The organism is Pseudoalteromonas sp. Z9A5 (assembly GCF_011378875.1).
Lineage (GTDB): Bacteria > Pseudomonadota > Gammaproteobacteria > Enterobacterales > Alteromonadaceae > Pseudoalteromonas.
In genome coordinates, this window is sequence record NZ_WTLC01000073.1 from 1 (window position 1) to 9,284 (window position 9,284).

Consider the following 9,284-nt stretch of genomic DNA (forward strand, 5'->3'; position numbering starts at 1 on the left):
ATATGCACGAAGAGCGAACCCAAAAAGAGATAAAGAAAAAGGACGATTAAAATGCGGCCTGAATCCAATTATCTCTTAATGTCTAACCTATGAATACCTATTAAATAGTGTTAATAGGCATTTTTATGAAAGCTTATAAACTTTCTATTTTAGTTTTTTGCTCAAGTAGCTTAGTTTTAGCGTCGCTAAACTCAGCCAGTTTTGCATTTTCTTTAGCAAGTACCGCTTCAGGTGCGTTGTTTACAAACTTTTCGTTAGCGAGTTTGTTTTGCACTTGTGCTAGGCCTTTTTCGGCTTTTTCGAGCTGCTTATTAATACGCGAAAGCTCGGCTTCTACATCAATTAAGCCTGCCATTGGGATCATAATTTCAAGGTTGCCAACATAAGACGTTGCACATGCAGGTGCGTCATCTTTGTTTTCAAGCATTGTAAACTCTTCAATTTTTGCAAGTGATGCTAAAAATGATTTGTTTTCTTCAATGCGGCGCACGTCGTCGCTCGATGCATTTGCAAGTAATACATTAAGTGGCTTACTTGGACTAATATCCATTTCACCACGAATATTACGAATCGCTAAAATGAATTGTTTAACCCACTCTAAATCGTCCATCGCTTTAGCATCAACGCTTGCTGCATTATATACCGGGAACGGCTGAACCATAATACTGGTATTTGCTGTTTCAAGGCCTGCAAGTGGTGCAACACGTTGCCAAATAGTTTCTGTTATGTATGGCATCATTGGGTGCATTAAACGCAGTAAGCTTTCAAGTACGGTAATAAGTGTATTACGTGTACCACGTTGCTGCGCTTCATTGCCTTTAAATAATACCGGCTTAGTTAGCTCTAAGTACCAATCACAAAACTGGTTCCAAGTGAATTCGTAAAGTGTGTTAGCAGCTAAGTCAAAGCGGTAGTTATCTAGGTGTTCAGTATAGGTTTTAACGGTAGCTTCGTATTGACCTAAAATCCAGCGGTCAGCTAATGAAAGCTCTGTTTGAGCGCCATTTGCAAAACCACAGTCTTGCTCTTCTGTATTCATTAATACGTAACGGCTCGCGTTCCATAATTTGTTACAGAAGTTACGGTAACCTTCTAGGCGGTTCATATCCCAGTTAATATCACGACCGGTAGATGCCATTGCAGCAAGGGTAAAGCGAAGGGCATCGGTGCCGTGTGCTTCAATACCGCCTGCAAATACTTTACGCGTATCTTTTTCGATTTTAGCGGCAAGTTTTGGCTGCATCATATTACCAGTACGTTTTTGTACTAGGTCTTCAAGTTCAATGCCGTCAATCATATCTAGTGGGTCAAGTACGTTACCTTTTGACTTAGACATTTTATCGCCATTGTCGTCACGTATTAAGCCAGTTACATACACGGTTTTAAACGGAACTTGTGGTTTGCCATTTTCGTCTTTTACAAAGTGCAGCGTCATCATAATCATGCGCGCAACCCAGAAGAAAATAATATCAAAACCAGTTACCAGTACGTCAGACGGGTGAAAGGTTTTTAAATCATTGGTATTTTCTGGCCAACCCTGTGTAGAGAACGTCCAAAGCGCTGATGAGAACCATGTATCAAGTACGTCTTCGTCTTGGCTTAACGTTACGCTGTCTGCAATGTTGTTTTCACGGCGTACTTCAGCTTCGTCGCGACCAACAAATACGTTGCCTTCACTGTCGTACCAAGCTGGAATACGATGACCCCACCAAAGCTGGCGTGAAATACACCAATCTTGTACGTCGTTCATCCACGAGAAGTACATGTTTTCGTATTGCTTAGGTACAAATTGAATGTCGCCGTTTTTAACAGCGTCTTTTGCCGGTTCAGCAAGTGGTGCTACACGTACATACCATTGATCGGTAAGTAGTGGCTCAATTACAACACCAGAGCGGTCACCGTAAGGTACGGTTAAACCATGATCTTCAATTTTTTCTAGTAAGCCTAGTTCTTCAAATTCTGCCACAATCGCTTTACGTGCTGCAAAACGATCAAGCCCATGTAGGCGCTCAGGAATTGGCGCATCAAATTCAATTTCTTTACCATCAAAGGTGTATGTTTCACCTTGGGTTAGAATAGCGGCATCTTTATCGAAAATGTTGATCATTGGCATTTGATGACGTTTACCAACTTCGTTATCGTTAAAGTCGTGCGCTGGGGTTATTTTTACACAACCCGTACCTTTATCTTTATCGGCATGTTCATCAGCAACAATTTTAATACGACGATTAACGATTGGTAATAAAATCTCTTTACCAATTAAATCTATGTAGCGTTCGTCATCTGGGTTTACTGCAACACCCGAGTCGCCAAGCATGGTTTCTGGACGGGTTGTAGCTACTACAATGTAGTCTTTTCCGTCTTGTGTTGTAACGCCATCAGCTAGTGGGTAACGTAAGTTCCACATGTGGCCTTTTTTGTCTTTGTTTTCAACTTCAAGATCAGAAATAGCCGTGTGTAATTTAGGATCCCAGTTTACTAGGCGTTTACCACGGTAAATTAGGTTTTCTTTATGAAGGCGTACAAACACTTCTTTAACGGCTTCAGATAAGCCATCGTCCATTGTAAAACGTTCACGATCCCAATCAACCGATGCGCCAAGGCGACGAAGCTGCTTGGTAATAGTTCCGCCCGATTCTTTTTTCCATTCCCAGATTTTATTAATAAAATCTTCGCGACCTAAATCGTGGCGTGTTTTACCTTCTTCAGCATGAAGCTTACGCTCAACCAACATTTGCGTTGCAATACCTGCATGGTCAGTACCTACTTGCCATAATGTGTTGTTACCTTGCATACGTTTAAAACGCGTTAGGGTATCCATTATTGTATCTTGGAAGGCGTGGCCCATGTGTAAGCTACCAGTGACATTTGGCGGCGGGATCATAATTGAATATGGTACGCCTTTACCAGATGGCTTAAAGTAGCCTTTTTGTTCCCAGTCTTGATATAGAGACTGTTCAATATCTTGCGGATTGTAGGTTTTATCCATTACACAGAACCTTAAATAAGTACTTAAATTAGTTGGTTAGCTATTTAACTAAACGTGCTTTTAGTTATTAATATCTTGCGTGGTGATATTGGCACCGAGTTGGCGCAGCTTTTTAAAGCGCTCGCGAGCAGCTTGCTTAGCAACGGGTTCTACGGGTACAAAATCAAAAACTTGGTTAAATCGACGAATAAAATCCGGCAAGTTATTAGCCAAATTTATTAAAACTTTACGATTACCAACAGGAGGCGTTATGCCAATTTCTACAGGTGCGCCACCTTTAGGGCCTTCGCCTTGTAAATTATGTGGCACAAAGCTGTCGGGATCGAATGCCCAAATTATTTCATCAATGGCACAGGCGGTTTCGTTGTTATCTACACATATAAATACACGTTGACCATTTCGATACTGATCGGCTGCAATTTGAGCTGCCAAAGCAAAATGATCATCTGGCTTTGCCAACGATTCATCTTGTTGCTTTAGAACGAAAAATTGTGCGTTCATGTTCATTGTATCGGGGCTTCCCATGACATTGAATGTGTATTAAGTTGATACACATAAATTAAGAGGCAGATTTTGCCATATAACGCGTTTTGCTTCAATTAATACACAAATAAATAAGGCGCCAAACGGCGCCTTATAAACAGGTTTAACTTAATTTAATGTTTAATCTTGAGCTGCTTCGCTCACACCTGCTCTATTTAATAAATATTGAGTAAGCATTGGTACTGGTCGACCGGTTGCGCCTTTTTTAGCGCCACTTCTCCAAGCCGTACCGGCTACATCTAAATGTGCCCAGTTATATTTTTTAGTAAACTTAGATAAAAAGCATGCTGCAGTAATGGTGCCAGCAGAACGACCACCTAAGTTAGTAAAGTCAGCAAATGGGCTATCTAGTTGATCTTGATAGTCATCCCACAGTGGTAATTGCCATGCACGGTCGCCACTTTGCTCCGACGCTTTTAATAAGTCGTGTGCTAGTGGATTATGATTTGATAGTAAACCAGTAGCATGCGCGCCAAGGGCTACAATGCATGCACCTGTTAGGGTTGCTACATCAATTACGGTATCAGGGTCAAAGCGCTCAACATACGTTAGCGCATCACACAATACTAAACGACCTTCAGCATCGGTGTTTAACACTTCAACAGTTTGCCCCGACATAGTTGTTAAAATATCACCTGGGCGATAAGCATTCGGACCAGGCATGTTTTCACAACCAGCTAAAATACCTATAACGTTAATGGGTAATTGCATCTGTGCAAGTGCACGCATCGCACCTATAACACCTGCCGCTCCGCCCATGTCGTATTTCATTTCGTCCATGCCTTCGCCTGGTTTTAATGAAATACCGCCTGAATCAAAAGTTAAACCTTTACCAACAAGTACAATAGGGGCTTGATCGTCGGCTGCGCCTTTATAGTTAATAATCGACATAACCGATTCGTTAACACTACCACGACCAACAGCTAAGTAAGAATTCATCCCTAGCTCTGCCATTTGTTCTTCGCCAATCAGATCAACAGTAATGTTGTCAAAGTTAGTTGCAAGCTCTTGTGCTTGTTCACCTAAGTAAGCGGGGTTACAAATGTTTGGTGGCATATTCGCTACGTCTTTACATAGCTTGCTACCAGCTGCAATAGCCAAACCGTGCTCAATAGCGCTTTCGCCTATAGTCAGTTCGCGACGCGTTGATACGTTAAATACAATTTTACGAAGTGGTCTGCGCGGATCTACTTTCTTACTTTTTAATTGATTGAATGTATATAAACAATCTTGCGTAGTTTCTACTGCTTGGCGTACTTTCCAGTAGGTATCGCGACCTTTAACGTGTTGCTCTGTTAAAAAGCATACCGCTTCCATTGAGCCTGTATCGTTTAAGGTATTTATTGTTTTAGAAATTATTTGTTTGTATTGTTTGTCGTCAAGTTCACGTTCTTTACCACAACCTACAAGCAATATACGTTCGCTTAATACATTAGGTACATGATGCAATAATAAAACTTGACCAGGTTTACCTTCTAAATCGCCACGGCGAAGTAAGTTTGAGATATAACCGTCACTGATTTTATCGAGTTGTTCACCAATGGGGGATAACCTACGTGGCTCGTAAACACCAACCACAATACATGCGCTGCGCTGTTTTTCTGGGCTACCACTTTTTACGCTAAATTCCATTGTCACTCCTGATTTTGAGTCATTTAGGCTATTAATAAGGGCTAAAAAAATAATTTCTAGTCTTACCCGCTCAGCTTATGTAGAGATAATACTCATTTTAGCTGATTTTTTCTGACTCTTACTGTGTAATTGAACTTTATATGCATAAGGGCTACTAATGCAACATTATATCGTGCACTTAGGTAGGATAATTAATTTTGATGGCTTATAATAATACTCTATTTGCCAGATCAAACTGGATAAAATAGCTATTTAACTATCCAATTATCACTATTGTAGTGAAATTCCATGTTTAACAGGGGCGAGCATTGCTTATTTTCCGTTATTTGACCGCTGAGGTTTTAAAATCGCAGGTCGCCGTATTTTTAACTTTAATGACTATATTTTTGTCACAAAAGTTAGTTGTTATTTTAGGTGATGCCTCTGAGGGGAGCATTCCGGCTAAATTAGTGTTATCGATGATAGCGCTTAAGTTACCGCAACTTGCTTCTCTTATATTACCGCTGAGCATATTTTTAGGCATTATTTTAGCTTACAGTCGTATATATGCCGACAGCGAAATGACCGTGCTCAAAGCTTGTGGGGTAAGTGAGTGGTATGTTGTGCGAGTAACACTTATATCAAGTGCAGGGCTTGCCTTTTTAGCCGCCGCGCTCACTATGTATTTAGCGCCTTGGGCAAGTGAGCAAGAATATCAATTAAAAGAACAAGCTAAAGCGGATGCCGGGTTATCTGCACTCAGAGCAGGGCGTTTTCAAGAAACCGGTAATGAAAAAGCGGTCGTATTTATTCATAATATTGAGAAAGGCGGCAAAGAGCTAAATAAAGTGTTTGTAGCACAATTACCCGATAGTGAAAAAGATAACCTTGCGCGCCTAGTATATGCAGAGCAAGGTGTTGTTGTTGAAGCGCAAAATGGCGAACAACAATTAGTACTAACCGACGGTAAACGTTACGAAACAGATGGCACTACACCTGCACTTAACTTAACTGAGTTTGATGGTTATAGCGTACAAATTCGAGAACAAGAAATAGAACATCAGCGACGTAAGTTAGAAGCGGTACCTACCAATCAGCTACTTGCGATTAATACACCAGAGTCAATAGCGCAGTGGCAGTGGCGACTAGCCATACCGCTTTCAATTCCGTTACTTACATTACTTGCTGTGCCTTTAAGCGTGGTTAATCCTCGCCAAGGTAAATTTGCCAAATTAGTACCTGCGATTAGCCTATATTTAGGTTACTTCATTTTACTTAACGCCGCTAAATTTGCAGTAGAAGACGGGAAAATACCACCTTCAATTGGTTTATGGTGGATTCACTTAAGTGCACTCTTTATTGGTGGGTTATTAATAATTAAGGGACGACCACTTGGCGCTTGGCTTAAAGCTGTAATAACTAAGCGGGAGGTAGGCTCATAATGAAAATGCTTGATTGGTATTTGGGTCGCAGTATTTTACAAACGACAGGCTTTGCACTTTTGGTGCTTGTGGGTATAAGTACTTTAATTAAATTTATTGAACAGCTTAAGTCGGTAGGGCGCGGTAGTTACGATTTAATGACCGCCATGCTCTACACTTTGTATACAATACCTGGCGATCTTGTTGTTTTTTTCCCTATGGCAGCATTGATCGGAGGCTTAACCGGCTTAGGGGCACTTGCTTCAAATAGTGAGCTGGTGGTTATGCAGGCAGCGGGTATGTCACGTCTGCAAATAATTGTATCTGTAATGAAAACCGCTGTATTTATGGCTATCTGTATGATGGCCCTTGGTGAATGGGGTGCTCCCGAAGCACAGCTGCATGCTAAAGAAATGCGTAATCAAGCAATACACGGCGGCGATGTTTATAATGCACAAAAAGGTGTATGGGCTAAAGATGGCAACAACTTTATTAATATAGAAGATGTTGATCAAAACGGTATGCTGCATGGTGTGCATATGTATCATTTTGATAAATCGTTAGATTTGACGCAAATAACTAAAGCTAAAGAAGCTGTTAGTCGTAAAGATGGTTGGTTACTGCGTAATGTAAACAAGGTAATAATTACAGATGAAAAAACTTCGACTGAGCAGGTAGCTGAGGAATTTTATACTTCACAACTCACTGCTGAAAAGCTCGGTGTTGTATCGGTAAAACCTGAGTCGTTATCGTTTACTGGTTTATGGTCATACTTAAGTTATTTACAGCAAAATGAGCAAGATACGAGTACTTATGAACTAGCCCTTTGGCGCAAGGTCATGCAGCCAATATCTGTTGCAGTCATGTTATTAGTCGCATTATCATTTATATTTGGTCCCCTTCGTACTGTAACTATGGGGGCACGTATAATAATGGGCGTAGTGACAGGCATTGTGTTTCATTTAACAAACGAGATATTTGGTCCTGTTGTAATGGTTTATCAAATTCCTGCATTTGTTGGGGCGGTATTACCAAGTATTATATTTATAGGTTTTGCAACTTACTTAATGAATAAGCGGGTTTAATGCTTTTAAGATAGTTTAGATAATAACTTACAAGATAAAACAAAAAAGCGTGACCAATGGTCACGCTTTTTTGTTATTAGTGATCTATTCAAGCTTCGCTCATAGTACTTAGGTTGCTTAACTCTAATCTAGCTCACGATATATACGCTTGTTTTCTTCTTTAGTTAGCGCAATAACTTCTGTTTTAGAGATGTAATCCTGCAACGCTTTTCTGTTTTTAAAATCAATGATTAATAATAAATTACCCAATCCAAGTAATGCGCTTAAACAACGAACAATAGATTGCGACCAACTAATAAGGTCACCATCTTTGGTTTGTACTTTTAAACGCCATGCGCGCATTCCGATGGTTTGCCCACTTTTAGTCCAAAAGTAAGTAAAAAAGAAAATGTTTATACCGACAAATAATGCACTTCTAATCCCATACAATAAAGGTGAATCTTGTATCAAAGCAGCAGGGTCTTCTGTTTGGGCAATAACACCTAAAGAAGTTAATGCTTGAATAACCGCAAAATAGAGTATGGCGGTTAGCATAGATAAAGAAATTACAACTAATGCATCGTAAATTAACGACGCAAATCGGCGCCAAAAACCAGCTCGTGGAAACTCACCAGACATAAATATACTCTCATTATTAATATGTACGTTAGTTTATCAAATAGGTTAATAAATACTAGGATCTATGCTGTCTCAACAAAGTGTAGATATATGAGTTGCCTTAAAATGTTAATGGTTGCTTAATTGTTAAGCGGTTGATCACACTTATACTATAAAACGCTTGCTGCTACCTTTATTGTTTGTATAATGCTTAGCATAGAGACGAAGGCACATTAATAAGCTTTAGCTCTAAAGTGGTTTTTCTTTATCTTCTCGTGTTTAGAAGGTCAAAGAAAAATGACGCCAGCGTGATGAAATTGGTAGACATGGGGGATTCAAAATCCCCTTCCGAAAGGAGTGCCGGTTCGAGTCCGGCCGCTGGTACCACTTTTTATAACCCCGACCAAATTGGTCGGGGTTTTTTTATGTCAAAAATTTGAGTGCAGTAAACTCAACTGCATTTACTCGCGGACACCACCCATTTAAAATATTTTCACGTTTAAGTGAATTTTAATTAAAACCTTTATATTCGTTATTATCAGAATGTAGTGATCAAATGTTGTAATAGGCGAGACCTCTAAAGCTATTATCGTTTTACTGTCTTCTTAGGGTTCTTTAAATATAAATTGAGTCATAGCTTTTTGTCACAACAGATTAAAAAATGTATCTAATACTATATATAGTGAACACAGTATTTTACTCCTTCTATAATAATACGATAAAGGTATATAGCTGGTATGGGTTTGGTGAGCTTAAAAGGCTTCTATCAAAAGCTTAATACCTTTAATCCTGTTATAGGTAAATGTCTAAAAATAAGCACAACTGTACTTGTTGTTTATATTGTATATATAACAGTGTTATTAAGTTATGAGTCAGAGATAGTGCTTTACACAGCTATTGTTGTAAATGCAGCCTGATTTTTGAGCATAAAACCCTATGCAGACCTTTATTTGTATAGCTTTCATACTAAATTCATTTAATTGTCAAAAAGCTGAAATAAAGTATTGACCCTCACTCGTTTATCCCTATAATGCGACC

6 protein-coding genes and 1 tRNA gene are annotated in these 9,284 nt (G+C 39.5%); 3 read left to right on the top strand and 4 right to left on the bottom strand.

Annotation, left to right across the window (positions count from 1 at the left end; translation table 11 throughout):
• Positions 1-133 precede the first annotated feature (133 nt).
• The 3 genes from GQR56_RS20705 to pepA form a co-directional block, all read right to left on the bottom strand.
• A complete protein-coding gene (locus GQR56_RS20705; RefSeq protein ID WP_166115182.1) occupies positions 134-2,989 on the bottom strand; it encodes a valine--tRNA ligase in 2,856 nt (951 codons plus the stop codon).
• A 60-nt stretch (positions 2,990-3,049) separates the two neighbouring features.
• Positions 3,050-3,496, bottom strand: a complete 447-nt coding sequence (locus GQR56_RS20710; protein ID WP_024611994.1) for a DNA polymerase III subunit chi — start codon at positions 3,494-3,496, stop codon at positions 3,050-3,052.
• Between the two features lie 156 nt (positions 3,497-3,652).
• Positions 3,653-5,164, bottom strand: coding sequence for a leucyl aminopeptidase (gene pepA / locus GQR56_RS20715; RefSeq protein WP_024611995.1), 1,512 nt, complete (start codon positions 5,162-5,164; stop codon positions 3,653-3,655).
• A 308-nt stretch (positions 5,165-5,472) separates the two neighbouring features.
• Between pepA and lptF the strand changes: the two genes are divergently transcribed.
• Together lptF and lptG are read left to right on the top strand one after the other, a co-directional pair.
• Complete coding sequence (lptF, locus tag GQR56_RS20720) at positions 5,473-6,585, top strand: LPS export ABC transporter permease LptF (protein WP_166115185.1); 1,113 nt, start codon at positions 5,473-5,475, stop codon at positions 6,583-6,585.
• On the top strand, positions 6,582-7,649 hold the full coding sequence (gene lptG, locus GQR56_RS20725; RefSeq protein ID WP_024611996.1) for an LPS export ABC transporter permease LptG: 1,068 nt from the start codon (positions 6,582-6,584) through the stop codon (positions 7,647-7,649). The genes lptF and lptG overlap by 4 nt, the downstream gene beginning before the upstream one ends.
• Positions 7,650-7,772: 123 nt before the next feature.
• On the opposite strand, the gene GQR56_RS20730 is transcribed toward lptG, so the two are convergent.
• Positions 7,773-8,267: an RDD family protein gene (locus GQR56_RS20730; protein WP_166115187.1), complete on the bottom strand. Its 495-nt coding sequence runs from the start codon at positions 8,265-8,267 to the stop codon at positions 7,773-7,775.
• A gap of 281 nt (positions 8,268-8,548) precedes the next feature.
• On the opposite strand from GQR56_RS20730, the gene GQR56_RS20735 reads away from it, so the two are divergent.
• Positions 8,549-8,633 (top strand) — tRNA-Leu (locus GQR56_RS20735).
• The last annotated feature ends 651 nt before the right edge of the window (positions 8,634-9,284 follow it).

Bases quoted from the DNA above. Each gene is read 5' to 3' on its own strand.
- GQR56_RS20705 (WP_166115182.1), bottom strand. From the start codon at position 2,989: ATGGATAAAACCTACAATCCGCAAGATATTGAACAGTCTCTATATCAA.
- pepA (WP_024611995.1), bottom strand. From the start codon at position 5,164: ATGGAATTTAGCGTAAAAAGTGGTAGCCCAGAAAAACAGCGCAGCGCA.
- GQR56_RS20730 (WP_166115187.1), bottom strand. From the start codon at position 8,267: ATGTCTGGTGAGTTTCCACGAGCTGGTTTTTGGCGCCGATTTGCGTCG.
- GQR56_RS20710 (WP_024611994.1), bottom strand. From the start codon at position 3,496: ATGAACATGAACGCACAATTTTTCGTTCTAAAGCAACAAGATGAATCG.